The sequence below is a fragment of the Pseudoduganella sp. SL102 genome (assembly GCF_027856995.1).
Classification (GTDB): Bacteria; Pseudomonadota; Gammaproteobacteria; order Burkholderiales; family Burkholderiaceae_D; genus Rugamonas; species Rugamonas albidiflava.
Map to the genome: position 1 here is coordinate 4,635,002 of NZ_CP115554.1, position 24,869 is coordinate 4,659,870.

The 24,869-nt window shown below is 66.5% G+C and carries 19 protein-coding genes; 11 read left to right on the forward strand and 8 right to left on the reverse strand.

Translation table 11 applies throughout. The features are described 5' to 3' along the window. Positions 1 to 8: 8 nt before the first annotated feature. The 5 genes from pyk to gcl form a co-directional block, all read right to left on the reverse strand. On the reverse strand, positions 9 to 1,424 hold the full coding sequence (gene pyk / locus OU994_RS19615) for a pyruvate kinase (RefSeq protein ID WP_281607286.1): 1,416 nt from the start codon (positions 1,422 to 1,424) through the stop codon (positions 9 to 11). A gap of 66 nt (positions 1,425 to 1,490) precedes the next feature. Continuing rightward, positions 1,491 to 2,753, reverse strand: a complete 1,263-nt coding sequence (locus OU994_RS19620; protein ID WP_281607287.1) for a glycerate kinase — start codon at positions 2,751 to 2,753, stop codon at positions 1,491 to 1,493. Next, positions 2,750 to 3,652, reverse strand: coding sequence for a 2-hydroxy-3-oxopropionate reductase (gene glxR / locus OU994_RS19625; RefSeq protein WP_281607288.1), 903 nt, complete (start codon positions 3,650 to 3,652; stop codon positions 2,750 to 2,752). Before glxR ends, OU994_RS19620 begins: the two co-directional genes overlap by 4 nt. 55 nt (positions 3,653 to 3,707) lie before the next feature. Further along, complete coding sequence (gene hyi / locus OU994_RS19630; RefSeq protein ID WP_281607289.1) at positions 3,708 to 4,484, reverse strand: hydroxypyruvate isomerase; 777 nt, start codon at positions 4,482 to 4,484, stop codon at positions 3,708 to 3,710. Positions 4,485 to 4,496: 12 nt separating this feature from the next. Next, a complete protein-coding gene (gcl, locus tag OU994_RS19635; protein ID WP_281607290.1) occupies positions 4,497 to 6,278 on the reverse strand; it encodes a glyoxylate carboligase in 1,782 nt (593 codons plus the stop codon). Between the two features lie 101 nt (positions 6,279 to 6,379). On the opposite strand from gcl, the gene OU994_RS19640 reads away from it, so the two are divergent. Continuing rightward, positions 6,380 to 7,297, forward strand: a complete 918-nt coding sequence (locus OU994_RS19640; protein WP_131145475.1) for a LysR family transcriptional regulator — start codon at positions 6,380 to 6,382, stop codon at positions 7,295 to 7,297. A 61-nt stretch (positions 7,298 to 7,358) separates the two neighbouring features. Here OU994_RS19640 and OU994_RS19645 read toward each other — a convergent pair whose 3' ends face one another. After that, on the reverse strand, positions 7,359 to 8,288 hold the full coding sequence (locus tag OU994_RS19645) for a hypothetical protein (protein ID WP_281607291.1): 930 nt from the start codon (positions 8,286 to 8,288) through the stop codon (positions 7,359 to 7,361). A 354-nt stretch (positions 8,289 to 8,642) separates the two neighbouring features. Between OU994_RS19645 and OU994_RS19650 the strand changes: the two genes are divergently transcribed. Continuing rightward, complete coding sequence (locus OU994_RS19650) at positions 8,643 to 11,873, forward strand: AAA family ATPase (RefSeq protein ID WP_281607292.1); 3,231 nt, start codon at positions 8,643 to 8,645, stop codon at positions 11,871 to 11,873. Here the strand turns inward: OU994_RS19650 and OU994_RS19655 are convergent. Then, a complete protein-coding gene (locus tag OU994_RS19655; RefSeq protein ID WP_281607293.1) occupies positions 11,824 to 13,524 on the reverse strand; it encodes an NAD(P)-binding protein in 1,701 nt (566 codons plus the stop codon). The two genes, OU994_RS19650 and OU994_RS19655, sit on opposite strands and share 50 nt — an antisense overlap. A gap of 131 nt (positions 13,525 to 13,655) precedes the next feature. After that, positions 13,656 to 14,489 (reverse strand): DUF1080 domain-containing protein, encoded by an 834-nt coding sequence (locus OU994_RS19660; protein WP_281607294.1) that lies wholly within the window; start codon positions 14,487 to 14,489, stop codon positions 13,656 to 13,658. A 236-nt stretch (positions 14,490 to 14,725) separates the two neighbouring features. Here OU994_RS19660 and OU994_RS19665 point away from each other — a divergent pair, with 236 nt between their 5' ends. The 9 genes from OU994_RS19665 to OU994_RS19705 all read left to right on the forward strand — a co-directional run bounded on the left by OU994_RS19665 (position 14,726) and on the right by OU994_RS19705 (position 24,803). Then, positions 14,726 to 15,634 carry an AraC family transcriptional regulator gene (locus tag OU994_RS19665; protein ID WP_281607295.1) on the forward strand — a complete coding sequence of 303 codons (909 nt, stop codon included), beginning with the start codon at positions 14,726 to 14,728 and terminating at the stop codon, positions 15,632 to 15,634. 216 nt (positions 15,635 to 15,850) lie between these two features. Continuing rightward, positions 15,851 to 16,360, forward strand: coding sequence for a gluconate 2-dehydrogenase subunit 3 family protein (locus tag OU994_RS19670; protein ID WP_281607296.1), 510 nt, complete (start codon positions 15,851 to 15,853; stop codon positions 16,358 to 16,360). 2 nt (positions 16,361 to 16,362) lie between these two features. Beyond that, positions 16,363 to 18,102 carry a GMC oxidoreductase gene (locus OU994_RS19675; protein ID WP_281607297.1) on the forward strand — a complete coding sequence of 580 codons (1,740 nt, stop codon included), beginning with the start codon at positions 16,363 to 16,365 and terminating at the stop codon, positions 18,100 to 18,102. 56 nt (positions 18,103 to 18,158) lie between these two features. Beyond that, positions 18,159 to 19,010, forward strand: a complete 852-nt coding sequence (locus tag OU994_RS19680; RefSeq protein ID WP_281607298.1) for a sugar phosphate isomerase/epimerase — start codon at positions 18,159 to 18,161, stop codon at positions 19,008 to 19,010. A gap of 1 nt (position 19,011) precedes the next feature. After that, positions 19,012 to 20,502: a sugar ABC transporter ATP-binding protein gene (locus tag OU994_RS19685; protein WP_281607299.1), complete on the forward strand. Its 1,491-nt coding sequence runs from the start codon at positions 19,012 to 19,014 to the stop codon at positions 20,500 to 20,502. Then, positions 20,480 to 21,532, forward strand: a complete 1,053-nt coding sequence (locus OU994_RS19690; RefSeq protein WP_281607300.1) for an ABC transporter permease — start codon at positions 20,480 to 20,482, stop codon at positions 21,530 to 21,532. The genes OU994_RS19685 and OU994_RS19690 overlap by 23 nt, the downstream gene beginning before the upstream one ends. 43 nt (positions 21,533 to 21,575) lie before the next feature. Continuing rightward, positions 21,576 to 22,550 (forward strand): substrate-binding domain-containing protein, encoded by a 975-nt coding sequence (locus OU994_RS19695; RefSeq protein ID WP_131145464.1) that lies wholly within the window; start codon positions 21,576 to 21,578, stop codon positions 22,548 to 22,550. A gap of 16 nt (positions 22,551 to 22,566) precedes the next feature. Continuing rightward, positions 22,567 to 23,622, forward strand: coding sequence for a sugar phosphate isomerase/epimerase (locus tag OU994_RS19700; RefSeq protein WP_281607301.1), 1,056 nt, complete (start codon positions 22,567 to 22,569; stop codon positions 23,620 to 23,622). Further along, on the forward strand, positions 23,619 to 24,803 hold the full coding sequence (locus OU994_RS19705) for a Gfo/Idh/MocA family protein (protein WP_281607302.1): 1,185 nt from the start codon (positions 23,619 to 23,621) through the stop codon (positions 24,801 to 24,803). The genes OU994_RS19700 and OU994_RS19705 overlap by 4 nt, the downstream gene beginning before the upstream one ends. Positions 24,804 to 24,869: the final 66 nt, after the last annotated feature.

Below are 24,869 nucleotides of genomic sequence, written 5' to 3' on the forward strand. Positions count from 1 at the left end.
AAAACAGATTACTCCACGCGCACCACGTGCAGCAGGTTGGTCTTCCCGGCCGAGCCGGAAGGATAGCCGGCGATTACGACCACGTCGTCGCCCAGCGTGGCAAGGCCGCATTGCACGGCGGCGGCCGGCGCGTCGGCGATCATGCCGCCCAGCGTCGTCGCCTCGTCGAACGGCATCGGGTGCACGCCCCAGGCGATTGCCAGACGGCGAGCAATCGCCGGTTGCGGCGTCAGCGCCAGGATCGGCGTATTCGGCCGTTCACGGCTGGCGCGCAGGCAGCTCGCGCCAGACAGCGTGTAGGTGACCGTGGCGGCGGGCTTCAGCAGCCGGTCGACGCGGCGCAGCGCACAGCAGATCGCGTCGGCCGTCGTCGCCGTGGCCGGCGAATGGCTGGCATCGAGTCCCTCGCGCCACAGCGGGTCCTGCTCCACTTCGGTGATCACGTTGTCCATCACCGTCACGGATTCGACCGGGAACTGGCCGGAAGCCGATTCGGCGGACAGCATCACCGCGTCGGCGCCCTGGTAGATCGCGGTCGCCACGTCGGAGACTTCGGCGCGTGTCGGTACCGGCGCGGCGATCATCGACTCCAGCATCTGCGTGGCGACGACGACCGGCTTGCCGGCCGCACGGGCCGCATGCACGATGCGCCGCTGCAGCACCGGCACCTGGTGCGCCGGCAATTCCACGCCCAGGTCGCCACGCGCCACCATGATGCCGTCGGCCAGCGCAACGATGCCATCCAGTGCATCGATCGCGGCGGGCTTTTCCAGCTTGGCCATGATCCACGCCTTGTCGCCGACCAGCGCGCGCGCCTCGGTGATGTCTTCCGGGCGCTGCACGAACGACAGCGCCACCCAGTCCACGCCCAGTTCCAGCCCGAAGGCCAGGTCGGCGCGGTCCTTTTCCGTCAGCGGAGAGATCGGCAGCACCACGCCCGGCACGTTGACGCCCTTGCGGTCGGACAGCACGCCACCGGTCAGCACCGTGGTTTCGGCATAATCGGCGCTGCAGGCATCGACCCGCAGGCGCAGTTTGCCGTCGTCGAGCAGCAGGTCGGTGCCCGGCTCCAGCGCGGCGAAGATTTCCGGGTGCGGCAGGCAGGCACGTGACGCATCGCCCTCGGCCGGATCCAGGTCGAGCCGGAACGGTGCGCCATCGCGCAGCTGCACCTTGCCGCCGGCCAGGCGCCCGATGCGCAGCTTGGGACCCTGCAAATCCATCAGGATGCCGATCGGCCGACGGATTTCCTTTTCCACCTCGCGGATGGTGCGGTAACGCTCGGCATGGTCGGCATGGCTGCCGTGGCTGAAATTGAGCCGGAAGACATCGGCGCCGGCCTTGGCCAGCGCATAAATCGATTGGTACGTGGAACTGGCCGGCCCGAGGGTGGCCAGGATCCGTGAGCGGCGCTTGCGCAGCATGCGTTCTCCAGGGTGTTAAATAGTCAAGGCAACGGGGATCAAGGCAGCGGATTCAAAGCGGCAGAATCACAGCAGCAGAATCGCCCGGAAGTCGTTGACGTTGGTAAGTGTCGGGCCGGTGATCAGCGCGTCGCCCAGCGCGCCGAAGAAGCCGTGTCCGTCGTTGTTGTCCAGGCTGTCGCGGGGCCGGATGCCATGCGCCCAGGCGCGCGCCAGCGTGTCCGGGCCGATGAAGGCGCCCGCCACTTCCTCGGCGCCATCGACGCCATCGGTATCGGCGGCCACGCCATGCACGTCGGCCGCGCCATCGAGCGCGATCGCCAGCGCCAGCAGGAATTCCACGTTGCGCCCGCCGCGCCCATTGCCGCGCAGGGTCACCGTGGTTTCGCCGCCGGACAGCAGCACGCATGGCGGCTTCACCGGCTGGCCGTGGCGGTGCACCTGCAGTGCGATGCCGCCCATCACGCGCGCCACTTCGCGCGCTTCGCCTTCGATACTGTCGCCCAGGATCACCGGCGTCACGCCCGCATCCAGTGCCACCGCGGCAGCCGCTTCCAGTGCCATTTGCGGCGAAGCGATGATGTGGGTCGTGACGTTTTCCAGCCGCCGGTCGCCCGGCTTGACGGTTTCGCCGTCGCCGCTCTCGAGCAGGCGTCGCGCGCCGGCCGGCAGGTCGATGCCGTAGCGCTTGACGATGGCCAGCGCGTCGGCGCAGGTGGTGGCATCGCCCACGGTCGGGCCGGAGGCGATGTCGGCCGGGTGGTCGCCCGGCACGTCGGAAATCAGCAGGTTTACCACGCGCGCCGGGTAGCAGGCCGCGGCCAGCCTGCCGCCTTTAATGGCGGACAGGTGGCGCCGCACGCAGTTCATTTCAGTGATGGTGGCGCCGGAGGCGAGCAGCGCGCGGTTGATCGCCTGCTTGTCTTCCAGCGTCACGCCGGCACCGGGCAGCGGCAGCAGCGAGGAGCCGCCGCCGGAGATCAGGCAAATCACCAGGTCGTCGCTGGTGAGTCCCTGTACGGCGCCGAGGATGCGCTCGGCCGCGGCGCGGCCGGCCGCGTCGGGTACCGGGTGCGCCGCTTCGAGGATCTCGATGCGTTCGCACGGCACGGCATAGCCGTAGCGGGTGACCACGATGCCTTCCAGCGGCCCCGCCCAGTGCTTCTCGAACGCCTGGGCCATTGCCGCCGATGCCTTGCCGGCACCGATGACGATCGTGCGGCCCTTCGGCGCCGGCGGCAGGTAGCGGCCGATGGTCAGCGAAGGCTGCGCCGCGTTCACGGCGGCGCTGAACATTGCCCCAAGCAGTTCACGCGGCGCGGCACTCATTTCGTGTTCCCTGCCTGCTGGCCGATCTCGAAGTTGGCCATCACTTCCAGCGCCCGCACCATGGCCGAGTGGTCCCAGCCGCCGCCGTCGCGCGCGGCGCAGGCGTTGAACAGTTCCTGCGCGGTCGCCGTATTCGGCAGCGACATGTTCAGCTGGCGCGCGGTGGTCAGGGCCAGGTTCAGGTCCTTGCGGTGCAGGTCGATGCGGAAGCCCGGATCGAAGGTGCGCTTGATCATGCGCTCGCCGTGCACTTCCAGGATGCGCGAGGAAGCAAAGCCGCCCATCAGGGCTTCGCGCACGCGGGCCGGATCGGCGCCGGCCTTGGCCGCCAGCAGCAGCGCCTCGCCCACGGCTTCGATGGTCAGCGCCACGATGATCTGGTTGGCCACCTTGGTGATCTGGCCGTCGCCGTTGCCGCCCACCAGCGTGATGTTCTTGCCCATCAGCTGGAACAGCGGCTTGACGGTTTCGAACGCCTTGTCGCTGCCGCCGACCATGATCGTCAGCGACGCGGCCTTGGCGCCCACTTCGCCGCCCGACACCGGCGCATCCAGGTATTCGCAGCCCAGCGCGTTGATGCGCTTGGCGAATTCCTTGGTGGCCACCGGCGAAATGGAGCTCATGTCGACGACGATCTTGCCGGCCGCCAGGCCCTTCGACAGGCCGTGCTCGCCGAACAGCACGTCTTCCACGTGCGGGGTGTCCGGCACCATCACGATGATGATGTCCGCGGCCTTGGCCACGTCGGTACCGCAGGCGCACACGCTGGCGCCGGCTTCGATCAGGTTCGACGGGGTCGGCGTCTGCGAGTACGTGAACAGTTTGTGTCCGGCGTCCGCCAGGTGTTTCGCCATCGGGGCGCCCATGATGCCCAGGCCGATGAATCCGATATTTGCCATGATGTTCTCCTCTGTGTTCTCTTCAGTTGTCGGGGTACTGCCGTGGTTTGACGGCTTACTTCACTTCCTGCAGCCAGCGCAGGCCTTCGCGGGTGTCGCCGGCCGGCTTGTATTCGCAGCCGATCCAGCCGTCGTAGCCAAGCTTGTCGATGTGGCGGAACAGCCAGCCGTAGTTGATTTCGCCGGTGCCCGGTTCGTTGCGCCCCGGGTTGTCGGCCACCTGGATATGGCCGATGCGGCCAAGGTGGCGTGTCAGCGTGGCGCCCAGCTCACCTTCGGTGCGCTGCGCGTGGTACACGTCGTACTGCACGAACAGGTTGTCCGAGCCCACCTCGTCGAGGATGCGCAGCGCCTGTTCCGTGCGGCTCAGGTAGAAGCCCGGGATGTCGTAGGTGTTGATCGGTTCGATCAACAGGCGGATACCCGCTTCCTTCAGCTTCGCCGCGGCGTAGGCCAGGTTGTCGACGACCGTCTGGCGCAGCACGTCTTCGGTCACGCCGGCCGGCGCGATGCCGACCAGGCAGTTCACCGTGCGGCAGCGTAGCGCGGTGGCGTATTCGATGGCCCGGTCCACGCCCTGGCGGAACTCTTCCACGCGGTCCGGGTGGCAGGCGATGCCACGCTCGCCCTGCTCCCAGTTCCCGGCCGGCAGGTTGTGCAACACCTGGGTCAGGCCGTGCTGTTCCAGCTGCGCCGCCAGTTCTTCCTTGGCGAACGGATACGGGAACAGGTACTCGACACCCTTGAAGCCGGCGTCGGCCGCGGCCTTGAAGCGTTCCAGGAACGCCAGCTCGTTGAAGAGCATGGTCAGGTTGGCTGCGAATCGTGGCATCTCAATCTCCTCTTATTTCAGGTTGCGCTTGGCGACGGCGGTCGGTGCATCGCCTTCTTCGGTGGCCAGCGCCTCGAACTCGTTGATGGCGTTGATCTCGGTGCCCATCGCGATGTTCGTCACGCGTTCCAGCATGATCTCGACCACGACCGGCACGCGGAATTCCTTCATCAATTCGCGGGCCTTCGCGAAGGCTGGCTGGATGTCGGCGATTTCACGAACGCGGATCGCCTTGCAGCCCAGGCCTTCGACGACGGCCACGTGGTCCACGCCGTACACGCCCAGTTCCGGCGCGTTGATGTTTTCAAAGGCCAGCTGCACGCAGTAATCGATGTCGAAGTTGCGCTGCGCCTGGCGGATCAGGCCGAGGTAGGCGTTGTTGACGACAACATGCAGGTACGGCAGGTTGAACTGGGCGCCGACGGCCAGTTCCTCGATCATGAACTGGAAGTCGTAGTCACCCGAGATGGCCACGACCTGGCGTTCCGGATCGGCGGCGCACACGCCCAGCGCGGCGGAAATGGTCCAGCCCAGCGGGCCGGCCTGGCCGCAGTTGATCCAGTTGCGCGGCTTGTAGACGTGCAGGAACTGGGCGGCGGCGATCTGCGACAGGCCGATCGTGCTGACGTAGCAGGTGTCCTGGCCGAAGGCCTCGTTCATTTCTTCATAGACGCGCTGCGGCTTGATCGGCTCGTTGTCGAAGTGGGTCTTGCGCAGCATGGTGCGCTTGCGCTCCTGGCACTCGGCCACCCAGGCCGAACGGTCCTTCAGGGCGCCCAGCGCATCCAGGCCGCAGGCTACGTTGATCAGCTGGTCCAGCGCCGCGCCGGCGTCGGACACGATGCCGTAGTCGGGGCCGAACACGCGGCCGATCTGGGTCGGTTCGATATCGATGTGGACGAACTTGCGGCCTTCCGTATACACCTCGACCGAGCCGGTGTGGCGGTTGGCCCAGCGGTTGCCGATGCCGATCACGAAGTCGGAAGCCAGGATCGTGGCGTTGCCGTAGCGGTGCGACGTCTGCAGGCCGGCCATGCCCGCCATCAGCGGGTGGTCGTCCGGCAGCGCGCCCCAGCCCATCAGGGTCGGGATGACCGGCACGTTCAGGATCTCGGCGAACTCGCGCAGCTTGGCCGCCGCGTCGGCGTTGATCACGCCGCCGCCGCACACGATCACGGGGCGTTCGGCCGCATTCAGCATTTCCAGCGCCTTCTCGGCCTGGGCACGGGTGGCCGCCGGCTTGTACAGCGACAGGCTTTCATAGGTGTCGATGTCGAACTCGATCTCGGCCATCTGCACGTCGAACGGCAGGTCGATCAGCACCGGGCCGGGGCGGCCCGAACGCATGATGTGGAAGGCCTGCTGGAACACGCGCGGCACCAGTGCCGGTTCGCGCACCGTCACCGCCCACTTCGTGACCGGCTTGGCGATCGATTCGATATCGACGGCCTGGAAGTCTTCCTTGTACAGCCGGGCACGGGGAGCCTGGCCGGTAATGCAGAGGATAGGTATCGAATCCGCGATTGCCGAATACAGGCCGGTGATCATGTCGGTGCCCGCCGGGCCCGACGTGCCGATGCACACGCCGATGTTGCCGGCCTTGGCGCGGGTGAAGCCCTCGGCCATGTGCGAGGCGCCTTCAACGTGGCGTGCCAGCACGTGGCGGAAGCCGCCATCCTTCTTCATCGCCGAATACAGCGGGTTGATCGCCGCACCCGGCACGCCGAATACGGTCGAAATTCCTTCCTTGCGCAGTACTGCTGCCGCTGCGTCGATTGCTCTCATACGGGCCATGCTCGTCTCCTGGTTTCCAAACAATGACCCCAGCATACGGAGATGGCGGAAACAGTTGAATTGCTGCTAGTATTCGATCAGTCGATACTTGGAGTATGGAATTGGACCGTTACACAGAAATCCGCAGTTTCTTGCTCGTTACCGAGAAAGGCAGCTTCGCGGCTGCCGCTGTTGCCGAGGGCGTCACGCCCGTGGTGATGGGGCGCCGCCTGGACGCCCTGGAACGCCGCCTGGGCGTACGCCTGATGCACCGCTCAACGCGGGGCCTTACCCTCACCGCGCTGGGCGAGCAGTTCATCGAACCCTGCCGCCAGCTGTTGCGCGATTTCGACATCGCCGAAAACAGCATCAGCGCGGGCCGCGCCACGGTGCGTGGCCACCTGGTCGTCTCGGCGCCGGCGGCGTTCGGCCGCTCGCACGTGGCGCCCCATGCGCCGGCCTTCCGCTCGCACCACCCGGAACTGAAGATGTCGTTCAACCTGACCGACAGCGTGGTGGACCTGGTACGCGAAGGCTACGACATGGGCATCCGCATCGGTGAAGTCACCGATCCGAACTACGTGGCCGTGCCGCTGTTCCCGAATCGCCGCGTGGTGTGCGGCACCACCGCCTACTTCGAGCGCCACGGCATTCCCCGCACGCCGGACGACCTGGTGCGGCACAACTGCCTGGCGTTCAACCTGCAGGGCGGCCAGCAGCGCGGCTGGATCTTCCAGGACGGCGGCAAGCCGTTCGCCGTGCGCGTGGATGGCGACCTGTCGTGCAACGACGGCGAACTGCTGTTCGACTGGGTCAAGCAGGGATTGGGGATCGGCTGGCGCTCGACGTGGGAAATCCAGGCCGAGCTGAAACGGGGGGAACTGGTGACGGTGCTGGACGAATACGCGGTGCCGAGCTATCCGATCCAGGCAGTGTATCCCCAGCAGCGCTACCTGCCGGCGAAGATCCGGCATTTCATCGATCACCTGAAGCTGGTGTACAACGCACCGGGGTACTGGGAGAAGGCGCGGGGCAGCTGACCGCGCGGACATGCGCTCCGGCGCGCCGGGGGCGCATCGGAGCGCGGCAGCGCCGTGCTGCTTACGGCTTCACGATCAGGATCGGCACCAGGTTCGCGTTCGCAGCGAACTGCGTACCCCAGTCGACGCCCTCATACGACCAGCCATTGTTGATGTCGAAGGACACCGCACGGGAATTGCCGGGCGCTCCTGTCAGGTCGACCAGCATGCTTGCCGAGTATGCCTGCTCGACAACGGCGCCGTTGTTCAGCGGCTGGGTGCTGAACATCAACAGCACCTTCTGGATCGGCACGATCACGTCGAGCCCGTTGCCGAACAGCGGGAAGGCGCACAGTGGATTGTTTTCCCCTTCCACCAGCTGGGAAATCCCGGTCGTGAACGGCGTGCTGACGGTATTGCTGATCGAGATCGCACCGGCCGTGCCGCCGGCCTGCACGTTGCCGATACCGGTCTTGTCGGTCACGACGAGTGTCTGGTCGAGACTGATGGGCGAGGTGAAGGTGGCCGTGATCGAGCCGCTGCTGATCTGGTCGGAGCCGCTCGTGTAAGCGCTGTATGACTCGGTCCACTCCACCTCCGTCTGCGTCGAGAAGGTACTGGTGGAGAACCAGACGACCGGTACGCCGCTGCCCATCGACGATTTTACCGCCTTGAAACCGTACAGCTGGTAATTGTTGTCTGACAGTGCCTGTACGGTATCGATGCTCATCGTGATGGAAACACCATACTGGTTGCCGATACGCGCTGCCGCGGCCGGCGAAGTGATGTCGACCTTGATCGACAGCTTTTTCGCGGCGTTCTCCAGCCGGTTCACGTTCATCGGCACGGCACCGCGTGCGACAAAACCGTCGTCGTCGACGCGCGGCTCGTACCGGTAGGCGAGCGGATCGAAACCGGCCTCGGCGATGATCTGCTGGACCTGGCCTTCGGTGATCTTGCTGCTGACGAAGTCGTATACATGCGTGACTACTGCGCGTTCTAGGACATCCATGGTGATTCTCCTGGTTCCGGGGTTTTGGGGAAGTCTTCGTGGCGGCGTGCCGCGTCGACAGGTCCAGAATAGGCGTGCGCCAGCGTCGAACCGGGATCAGTCCGGCATCACTTCGGTGTCAACCGCGCAAGCACGTGCGTCAACGATTCGCCATATTCGCCGCAACGCCGCCACACGGCGCTTGAGCCTTCGCAAATGGTGAGCGACAATCAGTCTGTTTCGCCGGCGCCGGCCACTTCCCCAGCGGGCGGCGCCTGGCTTGCTTTGCGCTAGTGACTGCGCTACTGACCGCGCTTCCACCGCCCGGAAGACCGGTGACCCGGCGGGCGGAAACTTGCTTGCCAAAGGAGCAGCATGGACACCGCACAACAGCACGACTTTCGCGCGGTGCAGGACGGCCGCGTGACCCTCGACGCGCGCCGCCTCAAGGCGCTGCGCCAGCAGCGCGGGCTGAGCCAGGAAGCCCTGGCAAGACTGTGCTTCGAACAGCGCCTGTGCGTCTCGATCGCATCGATCAAGCGTGCCGAAACCAGCAAGTCCGTGCTCTACCGCACGGCCAGCCACCTCGCCCGGGTATTCGGCAGCGATATCGAGGCGCTGGTCGCGGGTCCGCAGGAGCAGCAACAGGCGAGCGCGCCGGATGCCGGCGCTGACCAGGAGGTGCGCAGCGTCGTGATCCTGGAACTGCCATCGGCCCCGCTGCCGGAAGAAACGCTGGCCGCGATTCGCCAGCTGGTGCTGCAATTCGGTGGCAGCCTCGCGGACCCTGGCCTGGCGGTCTTCGGACTGCCAAAAGCCTATCGCAGCGATGCGTTGCGATGCGTGCAGTGCGCCGTCGAGCTGGCGCAACTGCTGCGTGGGCGCCATGCCGCGCTGCTGATCGGCAGTGGCGACTGGCCGCCCCCGGCATCACGCCGGTCGTCGGCGCTGCCGGACACGCCGGGCGATCGTGCGGTCTTTAGTCCTGGCACGGTATTCGTCGAGCGCAGCCTGAGCCTGCAGTTGCGCGAACGTTTCGTTTTCGCGCCGTCGCTGGCGATGCCGGGCCACGTGCGGCTGCTGCATTCCTGCCATTCCGAACGCGTCGCGCAGTATCCGCTGATCGGACGCTACGTGGAGATCGGCCAGTTCAAGGCGGCGCTGGATAGCACGCAAACGTACCAGACGGGGCATATCTGCTACCTGCGCGGCGTGGCAGGCATCGGCAAGTCCCGGCTGATGAGCGAGTTCATCGAGATTGCCGAGCAGGGGCAGTTCGACTGCCACGTCGCTTCGGTCCTCGACTTCGGCCAGGAGGGCGATGCGGCGCCGCTGCGCATGGTGGCGCGGAACCTGTTCGCCCTGCCCCGCAGCACGGCCAATGCCGGGTTCCAGCTCGGCGAGCAGATGCGCCGGCTGCAGCTCGACGAAGCGTTGACGGTGCATTATCACGCCCTGCTCGGCCTGGCCCCGCCGCCCGATCTGGCGACGGTCTATGCGGCGATGACGCATGCGACGCGCCGCCAGTTCCAGGTCGCCGCGCTGCGGCAGCTGATCATGCGCCGGGCGATCGAGCGGCCCGTGCTACTCGCCGTCGAGGATATACACTGGGGCAATGCCGAGCTGCTGGAAACGCTGGGAGAACTGCTGCAGGACGTGCAGGAAGCGCCGGTCATCTGGCTGCTGTCGTCGCGCTTCGAGCAGGATCCGCTGGAAAGCACGCTGCGCCCGTACCTGAATGGATCACCGCTGACGGTGTGCGACCTGCCCGCCTTGCGCAATACCGAAGCGCAGACGCTGGCGATGCAATTCGGCAGCCAGGACGCCGACTTTCACGCACAGTGCATCGCCAGCGCGCAAGGCAATCCGCTGTTCCTGACCCAGCTGCTGCAGGCGGGCCGCTCAGGCGGCGTGCCGAGCAGCCTGAAGAATCTCGTGCAGACAAAGCTCGACCAGTTGCCGGCGCCATGCCGCACGGCGTTGCGCGCCGCGTCGGCGCTCGGCCAGCGCTTTTCGCTCGACCTGCTGCGCCAGCTGACAGGTGATCCGGCATGCGACATGGACCTGCCGCTGCGCCACCATCTCGTGCGGCGCCTGGCGCGCGACGAGTACCTGTTCGTGCATGACCTGGTCATGCAGAGGATCTACGAGTCGCTGCCGGAACGCCAGCGCACCGGACTGCATGCGGCGATTGGCGCCCTGTACGCCGGTCGCGACGCCGTGCTGAGCGCCCAGCACTACCACCGGGCCCGGCATCCGGCCGCGCCCGCTGCTTTCCTGGCCGCGATCCGCGAGCAGATGGCCGCCTACCAGTATTTCCGGGCACTGGAACTGATCAGGCAGTGCCAGGAAGTGGACTATGCGGGCCGGGACGATTTCGAGCTTTGCCTGCTGTCGGGCCGCTGCCATGCAAAGATGGGTGAAACGCGGCGTGCCAAGGCATGCTTTGCCGATGCGCGCATGCTGGCCCCGGACGACCGTCGCCGCATCGCCGCCGTGATCGGCCTGGCGCAGACGCTGAACGTACTGGAGGACATGACCGGGGAAGAGGCGCTGCTCGATGAAACCATTCCGCTGGCGGTGGCGTGCGGCGACGACGCCGGCCTGGCCGAGTTGTACTACCTGAAGGGGAATATCTATTTCCCGCAGGGTCGTTTCGCCCGGAGCCGCGGCTTGCACGAGCAGGCGCAGTATCACGCACGGCGCGGCAATGCGGTCAGCGTCGAGGCGCGGGCACTGAGCGGCATTGGCGATTCGTACTACGGCGAGGGCCGCATGCGCACCGCGTACGATGTGTTCGATCGCTGCCTGGGACTGTGCGAGCAGCATGCGCTGACCGAGATCGAGGCGTCGAACCGCTTCATGCGGGGCACCGCGCGCATCTACCTGAACCAGTCCCGCGATGCGCTGGAGGATGCATTGCAATCCGCGGAGCTCGGCGCCCGGGTCGGCAACCGGCGCGCCGAAATCGTGTCGCGCCTGACGGCCGGCTGGGTGCTGCTGGCCGACGGCCAGGTGCCGGCCGCGAGGGTGCAGGTGGAAACCGGGCTGGAACTGGCCCGCAAGATCGGCGCGGCGCGCTTCGAACCGTTCCTGAACGAGAGCCTGGCCCGCGTGCTGCTGCTGGAGGGCCAGCCGGCTGCCGCGCACGAAGCGATCCTGTCGGCTTGGCGCCAGGTCGAACAGCTGCGGCTCGAGCGCTTCATCGGCCCGTGGGTCGTCAGCACCCTGGCGACGTTGGAGCCGGATCGTACGCTGCGCGACGAGGCCTTGCAGCGCGGTGCGACGCTGATCGAGCAAGGCTGCGTGGCGCACAACGTCTATCGCTATTACGTGAACGCGATCGAAGCACGACTGCTGCACGACGAACTGGACGCCGCCCGCGCGCTGGCCAGCGCGTTCGCCGATTTCGTCAGCGCCGAGCCGTGTCCCTGGGCCGCATATCACCTCGAACTGGCCCGGCATTGGGCCGCCTGCCGGCTGCGGCCCAACCCTTCGGCCACGGCGGCGCTGGAGGCGACACTGGCTGCTGGCCGCGCCGCCGGCCTGGGCTGGGTCATGCCACGGCTGAACCTGTATCCGCGGCAGGCTCCGTTGCTTCGCTAGCCATGCCGAGCCACATCACCAGCTGCCGGGACTGCTGCAGGCATTGCTCTTGCAGCCCGGCGCCGTTGGTCCATCCTCCAGCAAACAGCAGCGGGCACTTGACCTTGCCCGCGCTGCTGAACGCCACGGCGGTCGCCTGGTTGTACGCGGCGATTGCGTGCTGTGCCCGGTAGCAGGCGGCGTCCAGCACGTTATGCTTGAACATGGTCCAGGCCTTGCCAGCCAGCCGTGAGCCCATCGGGTGCGCCCGCCCGTACTCGGCTGGATGGTAGCCACCGCGCACCGCCTCATGTTGCAGGCTGCGCTGGGTCGCGCGCGGCAAGGCAGCGAACAGCCGCGGGTGGACGCGCCCGGTGCCCTGCACGCGGTCCAGCATGGTATCGATCGGGATGCGGTTCAGGTCATCGACCAGCGACACGAAAAACTGCGGCAGGCCCGCCTGGTTGTAGGGCGGATTGACCGGATCGTTCTGGTGCAGCGGGCACACATAGCTCATCCGGTATGGAAAGACGCTGTCCGCCCGGCTGCGTTTGAGTACATTGTAGGTGCGCCAGATATTCCGGCTGGGCGGCATCACGCCGTCATAGGTATGGCAGACGGCATAGCCGAATGTGTAGTCGATGCTTTCGAGCACCTGCCGCAGCTGCGCGCCAGCCGCGGCGACGCCGTCGCCGAACGCGACGATGCGGGCAGCGTCGTCGGCGTGCGTGGCCATGACGCACAGGTCGAACGTCGCGTCGGGCAGGCCCTCGCGCGCCAGCGTGACCTGGCCGGGATTTACGGTCACGTGCACCGCCGCATCCGTATGTAGCCGCACGGCCGCGTCACGACGATGTCCGGCGGTCAGCCATGAGGCAAGTGCCTCGAGCCAGGTCTGGGCGCCCATGTCGAAGTAGCGCCGGTCGGGCGCCACGCCGCCTTCCTGCAGCTGGTAGTACTCGAACGGCGCGAGCAACGGCATCACCTGCGGGCCGCGCTCGTCGGCGAAATACATCGCCGAGATGCGTGGATAGTATATGTCGTCGCGCACGCGCTGCAGGCACGGCGGCAGCGCCGGGTCGCTCCAGTCGACATGCACCTTCAACTGCAGCGCCGCCGCGGCCAGCATCTGCTGCGGCGTTTCAATGCAACGCTGGAAGAATTCGCCCACCGTGTAGTCGGGCGTAATGTCTGGCAGGAGATCGATGGCGGCACGGTGTACCACGGCGATGAGCAGCGCGAGCAGGCCGTCGTCGGCACCGGCCACGCTGAAACGGGGATCGGTGACGCCTGTCGTGAGTGCCGAATCGTCCGTCAATGCCAGGCTCCCGTCGCCGCTGAAGTAGCTGGTCGTATCCTGCAGCGGCTTCATGTTCTGCAGATAGCCGATGTCGTCCATCACCTGCTTCAGCAGATGGTACGTGGCGAGGTTGACATCGTTGACACCCAGGTCCGCCCAGCGCAGGTAGGCCCGGTTCGGACCATCGGCATCGACCCGGTCGCCCAGGTCGACAAGCACGGTCTCGGCATTCCCGCCGAGCGCTGCCTTCTTCTCGAAGATGTCGATCGAGAGCGGCCCGGGGCAATGCTTTTGCAGGTAATACGCGGTGGACAATCCGGCCACGCCGCCACCGACAATGGCGATGCGGACCGTTTCACTGGACAGGGACATGATGGGCTCCGTGGATAGGCGACGAGCCATTATCGGGCGCCATCCCGGAGGGGCACAATAAGGTGCCGTCCCTTGATACCGAACTGATCCTGCTTATGGGAAAGTACCGCCGGTGGACTGCCGGTGGCGCGTCAGAACTTCGCCACCGCCGCCGGCCCGTCCAGCTGCTTCACGACGATGTTGCGGTAGAACGTCTCGGCGCCTTCGGACTGGATCGAGAACTTGCCGCGCGCCAGCGGCACCGTCTTGCCATCCACCTTCTGCAGCGAATTCTCGCCGCGGAAGACTTCATGGCCGTTGACGATGTGGATCAGCGTCTTCCCGTCGGCGATCACTTCCATCGTGTTCCACTCGCCGGACGGCTTCTCGTAGTTGCCTTTCTTGAGGATGCGCGCGGCCAGGCCGGTGCGCAGCGGCAGCGACGGTTCGTAGCGGAAGAACTTCCAGTCGCCCTGGTTGGCGTCGCCCACGCGGGCGTCGACCGTCACGCCATCGAGGCTGTGGTAATCGCCGCAGTCGCCTTCCTGGATCTGGAATTCATGGCTGCGCATCCAGTGGCCGCTCTGCGCGCCTTCCGGGCCGACACCGTAGTACAGCAGGCCGCTGTCGCGCGGCGCGTCCAGCCGCGGGAACCATTTCTTCTGGCCCCACTTGACGTCGAACTTCAGGTGGAAGTTGGCGTATTCGCCGGTGGTGTGCACCCCGCCCCACTCTTCGCCGGAAACGCGCAACATGCCGTCGACCACCGAGAACACCTTCTTCGGATCGCTGTTGGCGCCGCGGATCGTGGTCGGCGTCTTCATGTTGTCCGAGGTGGGCTGCATGCTGACCCAGGTCGTCCAGCCGGTCAGGTCCTTCCCGTTGAACAGCGGCTTCCACCCGCCGTCGAAGGCAAGCGCGGGGGCGCAAAGGGCGATGGCGGCGGTGAACAGGCCAATACGGGCGGAACGGAGGGTCGGGGTCATGGTGTCTCGCTGTGGAATTAGAATAGGAACAACAATGGTAGCGCAAGAATGGTAGCGCAATCTTACCGCGATTCCGCGCCGACCGGCTATCACGGAATCGGCAATCGCCGACTACGGCGTCAAATCCGTAGTGCCGAATTCGTTATAAATTTTTCCGATTTCCTGACACTTCCGGAATTACCCGAATGCTACTATTTATCGCATAACAAAACGGAGACAGCCATGCGGAGACAGCCATGAGCACCATCGTCCTTGGCAGGGGAGTCGTTGTATCCCAGGGTACTCGCGAGGAGCGCCTGCAAGACGGACCGCACGCCGACACGCAGCGGACATCGCACCCCGGCCACGCCGGCCGGGACGCGCCGCGCGCCGCCGCACAGGCGGAATGTGCCAATTTTTTTACCGCGCATGGCATCTCCAAGCCCAGCGCATTGTTCGACACACTGTCCGATACGTACTACTTCGCCAAGAACCGTGCCGGCCAGTTCGTGTGGGGCAACCGGCTGCTGCAGGAACAGCACGACCTGGGCGACGTCAACGACATCCTCGGCAAGACAGACCATGACTTCTTCCGCCGCGACATCGCCGACCGCATCCGCGCCGACGACCTGTCCGTGATCGAGCGTGGCGTCACCGTGAAGAACAAGCTCGAGGTGCTGGGCAGCGAAAGCGGCGAACTGACCTGGCTGTTCACGACAAAGGCGCCGATCCGCGACCGCGATGGCGAGATCGTCGGCATCGAGGGATTCTCGCGCGACGTCAAGCGCTCGCAGGATGTCATCGCGCCCTTCCACGAATTCCGCGCCTGCATCGAATACCTGCAGGCCCACATGATGGAAACCATCAGCATCGAGCACCTGGCGCGCCTGTCCTGCATGTCGCTGTCGACCTTCGAACGCAAGTTCAAGCAGCATTTTTCGCTGACGCCGAAACAGTACATCCTGCACCTGAAGGTACAGGAAGCCTGCCGCCTGCTGCCGCAAGTGAACAACATCGCCCGCGTGGCGGCGGAGACGGGCTTCGGCGGCCAGAGCTACTTCACCAAGCAGTTCCGCACCGTGGTCGGCATCACGCCGAAGCAGTACCAGCTGGCGCTGGCCGGCCGGGGCACCAGCGTGCGCCGCCCGCGCCTGGCCCCGGCCTGACGCGGCGTTGCGCCGGCAACCCTTGCCGGGTTGCCTGATTTCGTAGTCTTTTTGGAGGAGACCCCCCATGAACCGTGGAGAACAAGGGCCGCAAGAGCCCTCCGACGTACCACACGCCAATGCACTGCCCTCTGCTGCACGCCCGGCAGGCTCCCATGCCGGGCGCTTGTATCCCGAGAATTCGCGCCGTTCCGCCCTGCTGCGCATCGGCGCGCTGTGCGGGCTGGCCCTGTCCGGCGATATCCTGGCCGCCGTCACGGCATCACCGGCAACGGCGCGCCGGAGCTGCTGACGCGCGACGAGCTGGCGCTGACCGGCGTGCTGGCCGAGCTGATCATCCCTCAGACCGACACGCCGGGTGCGCTGGCGGCCGGTGCCCACCGCACCATCGACCACCTGCTCAAGGCCTGCGTGCCGAAACGCGACCAGGCCGACTTCCGCGCCGGCCTGGCGCGCATCGAGGAAGCCGCGCTGGCCCAGGGCGGCAAGCGCTTCGGCGCCCTGCCGCAAGCCCGGCAAGTGGCGCTGCTGCACGCCATCGACAATGGCACGGCCCCCTTCAAGGGAACGGACCAGCATTTCTTCCGCCAGCTGAAGAGCTACGTGGCGTTCGCCTACTACACGTCCGAGGCAGGCGCGTCGAAGGAACTGGCCTACCTGCCCTTCCCCGGCGGCTACACCGGCAGCATCAAAGTCACCCGATCCACGCGCACCTGGGCAATCTGACCATGGAACCTGTCTCGTCGTTTTACATCAAGACCAGCCCGGAGCGTTTCGACGCGATCGTCGTCGGCTCGGGCATCACCGGCGGCTGGGCCGCCAAGGAACTCACGGAACGCGGCCTGAAGACGCTGATGGTCGAACGCGGCCGGCCGGTCGAACACGGCGTCGACTACATCGGCGAAAACAAGGACCCGTGGGTCATGCCGAACCGCGGCAAGGTCGACGCCACCGTGGCCGATGAACAGTATTTCAACCAGAAGATGTGCTACGCCTTCGACGAGCACACGCAGCAATTCTTCAACAACGACCGCGACATGCCGTACTCCACGCCCCAGGGCCGGCCCTTCAGCTGGATCCGCGGCAACCAGCTGGGCGGCAAGTCGCTGATGTGGGCCCGCCAGTCGTACCGCTGGAGCGACCTGGATTTCGAGGCCAACCTGAAGGACGGCCATGGCGTGGACTGGCCGATCCGCTATGCCGACCTGGCGCCGTGGTACAGCCACGTGGAACGCCACGTGGGCATCAGCGGCAGCAAGGAAAACCTGGCGGTGCTGCCGGACAGCGAATTCCTGCCGGCCTTCGACTTTAATACGGTGGAACTGGCGCTGAAGAAGAAGTTCGACGCGAAATACGCGCCGGCGCGCATGATCATGGGCCGCACCGCCAACCTGCGCACGCCGGGCGAAACCCAGCTGGCGCAGGGCCGCGGCCAGTGCCAGGCGCGCAGCCAATGCCACCGCGGCTGCTCGTTCGGCGCGTATTTTTCAACGCAGAGTTCGACCCTGCCGCCGGCCGTCGCCACCGGCCGCCTGCGCATCGCCACCGACAGCATCGTGCACAGCGTGATCTACGATCCGAAGACCAATCGCGCCACCGGCGTGCGGGTGATCGATGCGAAGACGCTGGAGATGCGCGAATTCCATGCGAAAGTCGTGGTGCTGTGCGCGTCGACGCTGGCCTCGACGGCGATCCTGCTGAACTCGAAGTCGGAGGCTTTCCCGAACGGCCTTGCCAATTCGTCCGGCGTGCTGGGGCACTATTTGATGGACCACCTGTTCGGCGCCGGCGCCAGCGGCCGGGTGGAAGGCTTCGAGAACGACTACTACCAGGGCCGCCGCCCCACCGGGCCGTACATCCCGCGCTTCCGCAACGTGATGGAGAAGCACGAGAAATTCCTGCGCGGCTATGCGCTGTCCGGCGGTGCGGGCCGCGAGGGCTGGACCTCGGCCGCCTGGAAGCCCGGCTTCGGCAAGGACTTCAAGGCCATGATCAGGAAGCCCGGCGCCTGGCGCTTCGGCCTGGGCGGCCAGGGCGAAATGCTGCCCCGCTTCGAGAACATGGTGAGCCTGCACCCGACCAGGAAGGACAAGTGGGGCATGCCGCAGCTGCACATCGACTGCAGCTATTCGGACAACGACCGCAAGATGCAGCAGGATATCGCCGATACGGCCGCCAATATCCTCGAGGACCTGGGCCTCAAGGATATCGAGAAGCACATCAAGTCGCTGGAGGACTGGCCGCCCGGCCTGTCGATCCACGAAATGGGCACGGCGCGCATGGGCCGCGACCCGAAGACGTCGGTGCTCAACGGTTACAACCAGGCGCACGACGTGCCGAACCTGTTCGTCACCGATGGCGCGGCGATGGCGTCCTGCGCCTGGCAAAACCCGTCGCTGACGTTCATGGCGATGACGGCCCGGGCCTGCGCCTATGCGGTGGACGAGCTCAAGGCCGGCCGCATCTGACTACGCATCCGACTACGCATCTGACTACGCATCTGACTACTCACAATGGAGACGAGATGAAAACATTCCGGACGATCCCCCTGGCCGCGCTGGTCGCGCTGGCCGGCGCAGCGTCATTGGCGCAGGCCGCGCAGCCGCGCCTCGGCGTGCAGCTTTGGTCCGTCAAGGACGAGATCAAGCAGGACTTCGAGGGCACGCTGGCCAGGATCGGCCAGCTGGGCTTCCAGGGCGTGGAATTCGCCGGCGAGTTCGGCCCCTACAAGAACAACCCGGCCGGCCTGAAAGCCTTCCTGGACAAGAACAAGCTGCAATGCGCCGGCGCGCACATGCATTTCGACGCGCTGGACGACGCCCGATTCGAAGCCACCACCGCCTTCTACAAGACGCTGGGCTGCTCGAACCTGGTGATCTCGATGGATGCGCGCGGCAAGACGACCGAGGGCAGCGCACAAATGAGCAAAGAGCTGACGGCATTGTCGGGCAGGCTGGCCGGCAAGGGCATGCGCATCGGCTACCACAACCACGCCGAGGAATTCGCCGGCGCGGTGGGCAGCACGCCGTGGGACGTGATCGCGAAGAACACGCCGCAAGCCTCGATCATGCAGCAGGACGTGGGCTGGACCACCTATGCCGGCAAGGACCCGGTGGCGTACGTGCAGAAATACCCGGGCCGCACCGTGACCACGCACTTCAAGGCCAAGCTGGCCGAAGGCGCGTCCGGCACGCCGATCATCGGCCAGGACAAGACCGACTGGGCCGGCCTGGCGCGCGCCGTGCGCCAGGTGGGCGGTACCGACTGGATCATCATCGAGCAGGAGGAATATCCGAACGGCATGGGCCAGCTGGAAACGGTGGCCGCGTCGCTGAAGGGCCTGCAGGCCGTACTGGCCAAACTGCCGAAGCAATAAGATGAGCCTTTCCGTACGTTTCAGCCATGTCGTCAAGGAGTTCGGCCCGGTGCGCGTGCTGCACGGGGTCGACTTCGCGCTGGAGGCGGGCCGCGTGGTCGGCCTGCTGGGCGAGAATGGCGCCGGCAAGTCGACCCTGATGAAGATCCTGGCCGGCTACGAGCGCCCCACCGGCGGCCAGCTGGTGGTGGACGGCGTGGAACGGCGCTTCGCCAGCGCGCGCGATGCCGAGGCGCTGGGTATCGCACTGATCCACCAGGAATTCAACCTGGCCGAGCACCTGAGCATCGCGCAGAACATCTTCCTCGGCCACGAAAAGACGCGCGGCTGGCTGCTGGACCACCGCGCCATGGCGCGCGAAGCCGCCCAGTACCTGGAACAGGTGGGCCTGGCGGTCGATCCGGATACCCGCGTGTCGGAACTGATCGTCGCCGAAAAGCAGCTGGTGGAGATCGCCAAGGCGCTGTCGCGCAAGGCGCGCCTGCTGATCATGGACGAGCCGACGGCCACGCTGTCGCCCGGCGAGACGGCCAAGCTGTTCAAGCTGATGGCGCGGCTCAAGGGCGAAGGCGTGACGATCGTCTACATCTCGCACAAGCTCGACGAGATGGAGGCGCATACCGATGAAGTGGTGGTCATGCGCGACGGTAAATTCGTCACGCGCGCCAACACGGCGGACGTGAACCGTCAGCAGATGGCCAACCTGATGGTGGGCCGCGACGTGTCCGACATGTTCCTGCCGAAGGCGCCGCCGCCCGCCAGTGCGCCGGTCCTGCTGGGTGTCGCAGGGCTGACGGTGCCTGGCTGGGTGGAAAACCTGGGCTTCGACGTGCGCGCCGGCGAGATCCTCGGCTTCGCCGGGCTGGTCGGCGCCGGCCGCACCGAGGCGTTCGAGAGCATCGTCGGCCTGCGGCCCCGCAGCGGCGGCACCATCGCCATCGCCGGCAAGACCGTCAGGATCCGCAGTCCGCGCGACGCGATGGCCGAGGGCCTCACGTACCTGAGCGAAGACCGCAAGGGCAAGGGCCTGCACATGGACCTGGGCCTGCGCGAAAACCTGACGATGATGACCCTGGAGCGCGATGCCCGGCCCTGGGTCGACCCGAAGGCGGGCCGCGCCGCGCTGGACCAGGCGATCGCCGACTTCGGCATCCGGCTGCGCGACCCGGAATGCGCGGCCCGCTCGCTGTCCGGCGGCAACCAGCAAAAGCTGGCGCTGGCCAAGTACCTGCGCCCCGGCCCGAAAGTGGTCGTGCTGGACGAGCCGACCCGCGGCGTGGACGTGGGCGCCAAACGCGACATCTATGCGCTGATCCACCGCCTGGCCGCCGAGGGGCGCGCCGTGGTCGTCATCTCGTCCGAACTGATCGAACTGATCGGCCTGTGCCACCGCGTGGCCGTGCTGCACGGCGGCCGCCTGAACGCCGTGCTCGGGCCGGACCAACTCACCGAAGAAAACCTGATCTCCCATGCAACCAACACCCACCACTGACGGCGGCGGCGCCCTGCCCGGCACGCCCGTGAAAGCCGCTGACCCCGCGCTCGCGCGGTCTCTCACTGGCTCACTCTCCCGATTCAAGGGCGCCGGCCCGATCGTGGCCCTGGTCCTGCTGTGCATCGCCGGCGCCCTGCTCAATCCCGGCTTCGCCACCTTCGACAACCTGATGAACGTGCTCACGCGCACCGCCTTCATCGGCATCATCGCCGTGGGCATGACGTTCGTGATCGCTTCCGGCGGCATCGACCTGTCGGTCGGCTCGATGGCCGCGCTGATCGCCGGCGTGATGATCGTGGCGATGAATGCCCTCGCCCTGGGCGCGTCGCCCCCCTCCGCGCTGGCGATCGTTGTGATCGGCATCGGGCTGGCCCTCGCCTTCGGCGCCGTGGCCGGCCTGGCGCACGGCTTCCTCGTCACGCACGGCCGCATCGAAGCGTTCATCGTCACGCTCGGCACGCTGGGCATCTTCCGCGCCGTGCTCACCTGGCTGTCCGACGGCGGCGCCATCACGCTCGATTTCAATCTGTCCGAGACGTACGGGCCGGTGTACTACCAGAGCGTGCTGGGCGTGCCGATCCCGGTCTGGATCTTCGCGCTGGTCGCGATTGCCGGCGTCGTTATCCTGAACCGCACGCCGTTCGGCCAGCACGTGCAGGCGATCGGCTCGAACGAACAGGTGGCGCGCTATGCATCGATCCGCGTCGACCGCGTGAAGACGCTGACCTACCTGCTGCTGGGCGTGTGCGTGGCGATCGCCACCATCCTGTACGTGCCGCGCCTGGGCTCCGCCACGCCGACCACCGGCATCCTGTGGGAGCTGGAAGCGATCGCCGCCGTGGTCGTGGGCGGCACGTCGCTGAAAGGCGGCTCGGGCCGCATCATGGGCACCGTGGTCGGCGCGATCCTGCTGTCCGTGATCGGCAATATCCTGAACCTCACCAGCATCATCAGCGTGTACCTGAACGCCGCCGTGCAGGGTGTCGTCATCATCACCGTGGCCTACCTGCAGCGCGGCCGCCGTTAAGTATTTACCTGGATATTTACCTGGATATTTACCTGGAACCGATATGTACTCATTTACTCTCTCCTTGAACAAGATCGCCGCCGCCTGCCTGCTGGCCAGCGCCGGCCAGGCCATCGCAGCGCAACCCGCGGCCGCCCAGCCCGTCACGCTGGGCGTGGCCATTCCCACCGCCACGCACGGCTTCACGGGCGGCATCGTCTGGTGGGCCAACCAGGCCAAGAAGGAACTGGAAGCGGCCAATCCGAACCTGAAGGTCATCGTCAAGACGGCCGGCAGCACGCCGGAGCAGGCCAACCAGGTGCAGGACCTGCTGGTGGTGAACAAGATGAACGCGCTCGTGATCCTGCCGCTGGAATCGGCTTCGCTGACGCAGCCGGTCGCGCAGGTCAAGAACAAGGGCGTGTACGTGACGGTCGTCGACCGCGGGCTGACCAGCCCGAACGCTCAGAACGCCTACGTGGCCGGCGACAATACGGCCTTCGGCCGCCTGCCCGCCGAATACCTGGCGAAGAAACTGAACGGCAAGGGCAATATCGTCGTGCTGCGCGGCATGCCGAGCACCATCGACAACGAGCGGGTGAACGCCTTCAACGCGGAGATCGCCAAGCATCCCGGCATCAAGGTTCTCGACGCGAAGTACGGCAACTGGAACCGCGACGATGCCTTCAAGGTCACCCAGGATTACCTGACCCGCTTCAAGCAGATCGACGCCGTGTGGGCGGCCGACGACGACATGGCGATCGGCGCGCTGAAGGCGATCGAGCAGGCCAAGCGCACCGACATCAAGGAAGTGTTCGGCGGCGCCGGCGCCAAGTTCGCCGTCAAGAAGGTGATCGATGGCGACCGGCTGATCCAGGCGAACGTGTCGTACTCGCCGAAATTCATCTACGACGCGATCAAGATGACGGCCAACGCGCGCCTGAAGGGTGAGACGCTGCCGGCCAAGACGATCATCCCGTCGGTGCTGATCACGCGCGCCAACGCCAGCCAGTTCTATTACCCGAATTCGCCGTATTGAAGACAAAAGGAAAAGCATGAAGACCATCAAGGGACCGGCGATCTTCCTCGCCCAGTTCATGGGCGGCGAGGCGCCGTTCGACACGCTGGCCGGCCTGGCCGGCTGGGCGAAGGGCCTCGGCTACGAAGCCGTGCAATTGCCGACCGACCCGCGCCTGATCGACCTGGACAAGGCCGCCGACAGCCAGACCTATTGCGACGAGATCGCCGGCGTGCTCGCCGAGCACGGGCTGCAGATCACCGAACTGTCGACGCACCTGCAAGGCCAGCTGGTCGCCGTGCATCCGGCCTACGACCAGCTGTTCGACGGCTTCGCCGCGCCGCACGTGCGCGGCAATGCGCAGGCCCGGCAGGAATGGGCCGTCAGCCAGGTGAAGGCCGCGGCGAAGGCGTCCCGGCGCCTGGGGCTGTCCACGCATGCGAGCTTTTCGGGCGCGCTGGCCTGGCCCTACCTGTACCCGTGGCCGCAGCGGCCCGCCGGCCTCGTCGAGGAAGCGTTCGGCGAACTGGCGAAACGGTGGAAGCCGATCCTCGACGTGTTCGACGACGCCGGCGTGGACGTCTGCTACGAGCTGCATCCCGGCGAGGACCTGCACGATGGCGTGACGTTCGAGCGCTTCCTGGCCGCCACGGGCAACCACCCGCGCGCCAACATCCTGTACGACCCCAGCCACTTCATGCTGCAGCAGCTCGACTACCTGGCCTTCATCGACATCTACCATGAACGCATCAAGGCTTTCCACGTCAAGGATGCCGAGTTCCGGCCCGACGGCCGGCAAGGGGTGTACGGCGGCTACAGCGGCTGGGTCGACCGGGCCGGCCGCTTCCGCTCGCTGGGCGACGGCCAGATCGATTTCACGGGCGTCTTCTCGAAGCTGGCGCAATACGACTACAGCGGCTGGGCCGTGCTGGAATGGGAGTGCTGCCTGAAGCACCCGGAAGACGGGGCCCGCGAAGGCGCGGCGTTCATCCGCCGCCATATCATCCGCGTGGCCGAACGGGCTTTCGACGATTTCGCCGGCAGCGGCACCGACCGCGCCGCCGTGCGCGCCCTGATGGGGATCGACGCATGAGCATCATCAACACGAAGGGCGCCGGCACGCCGCTGCCCCGCAAGCTCCGCCTCGGCATGGTCGGCGGCGGCGACGGCGCCTTCATCGGCGCCGTGCACCGCATCGCGGCACGGCTGGACGACTGCTATGAAGTGGTGGCCGGCGCCCTGTCCAGCAATCCGGAGCGGGCCCTGGCCAGCGGCACCGCGCTGCGTTTCGATCCGTCGCGCTGCTATGCCGACTTTCGTGAAATGGCGCGCGCGGAAAGCCAGCGGCCGGACGGCATCGACGTCGTCGCCATCGTCACGCCGAATTACCTGCACGCGCCGGTGGCCACCGCCTTCCTCGAAGCGGGCATCCACGTCATCTGCGACAAGCCGCTGGGCATCGCCACCGCCGAAGGTGAAGCACTGGCGTCGCTCGCGCGTGAGAAGAACCGGGTCTTCGCGCTGACCCATACGTACACGGGTTATCCGATGGTGCGGCATGCGCGCGAACTGGTGGCGGCGGGCGAGATCGGCGATGTACGGCTGATCCATGTCGAGTACGCGCAGGACTGGATGGCCGAAGCGGGCCCGCAAAGCGAGCAATTCCAGCGCACCAACTGGCACAACGATCCGGAGCGGGCCGGCCCCACCGGCTGCACCAGCGATATCGGCACGCACGCGTTCCACCTGGCCGGCTTCGTCAGCGGGATCCAGCCGAACGAACTGCTGGCCGAGCTGCACTCGTTCACGCCGGACCGCGTGCTGGACGACCACGTGCAGGTGATGCTGCGCTACCCGAACGGCGCGCGCGGCATGCTGTGGTCGAGCCAGATGGCGACCGGCTGCGAGAACGCGCTCAAGCTGCGCGTGTTCGGCTCGAAGGCCAGCCTCGCCTTCGACCAGGAAAACCCGAACGAGCTGTGGCTGACACCCCTGGGCGGCAGTGCGCAGCGGCTCACGCGCGGCCGCGTGCGCGGCGCCGCGGCGGAACATGCCACGCGCGTGCCGTCCGGCCACCCGGAAGGTTACCTGGAAGCGTTCGCGCAGCTGTACCGCGATGCCGCCGCACGCATCCATGCCGTGGATGCCGGACTGCCGGTTCCAGCGGAGAGCGCCGACCTGCCGACCGTCGACGATGGCGTGGCCGGCATGCGCTTCATCGATGCGGTGCTGGAGAGCGACCGGGGTGGGTCGCGGTGGACTGCGCTGCGGTAGCGCACTGCCGTCTTGCCCAGGGTGTTGTCGCGCGCACGTGCCGGCAACACCCGTCCCGAAGGGCCC